Source organism: Paraburkholderia sediminicola (assembly GCF_046027825.1).
GTDB lineage: Bacteria > Pseudomonadota > Gammaproteobacteria > Burkholderiales > Burkholderiaceae > Paraburkholderia > Paraburkholderia sediminicola_D.
In genome coordinates, this window is sequence record NZ_JAQQDU010000246.1 from 1 (window position 1) to 800 (window position 800).

The window sequence follows — 800 nt, forward strand, 5'->3', positions numbered from 1 at the left end:
GAGCTCTTCAAGCTTGATGACACCGTGGGCGACGCTATGAACGGTTTTATCCGCTGCGTCCGAGGTCAGATCATCGAGCAGCAGGACCGTCGCACCATGGCGCGAAAAGTAATGCTTGAATGCCAGAACCTGGCGGCGATATCGCAACGAGCTTTGAGCGAGCAGACGTATTTCCGACAAACTATCGAGGACCACGCGCTTTGGCTTCACGCGTTCGAAAGCGCCCAGGATCAGTTTGGTGGTCTCTCCAAGTTCGAGGTCGGAGGAATACAACAGGCTTTGCTGCTGGTCAGCGTCCAGCAGGCTTTCCGGCGGCACGACCTCGAACACCTCGATTTTGTCGTTCAGACTCCAGCCGTGAGAGGCTGCACCGCTGCGCAACTCCTGTTCTGTTTCGGACAAGGTGATGTAAAGACCTTGCTCGCCGGCCTCCGCGCCCGCCAGCGGGAAACGCAGGGCGATGGTCGTTTTCCCGGTCCCAGGTTCGCCTTCGAGAAGGAAAATATTTCCTTGTGTCAGGCCTCCGGTCAGAACGTCGTCCAGTCCCGGCACGCCGGTTCGGGCCATGGGTCTCGTGCCTGCGATTCCTGTCTCAGCGTCCATCGAGCGCTCCCAGTTCCTTCATGATTTTGTGGGGTAGGGTGCGTCTTGGAATTCGGCGCAGAGCGTCCGCCAGCGAAACGTGAGCTCGCTGGAGGTCGTACTCGCACTGAATACGCAGCCAGAAGATAGGGGGTAACCCCGCGAGCACCCCAAGGCGCACGGCCATCTCCGGGGTGATCGCCGTGCTGCCGTCGAGG

At 59.8% G+C, this 800-nt stretch carries 2 protein-coding genes; both read right to left on the reverse strand.

The window, feature by feature from the left end; translation table 11 throughout:
• Positions 1–567: ATPase domain-containing protein (locus tag PQQ96_RS42105; protein WP_408303340.1), on the reverse strand; the 567-nt coding region annotated here is incomplete at its 3' end.
• Positions 568–592: 25 nt separating this feature from the next.
• On the reverse strand, positions 593–800 hold a 208-nt coding region (locus PQQ96_RS42110; protein ID WP_408303342.1), incomplete at its 5' end, for a helix-turn-helix transcriptional regulator.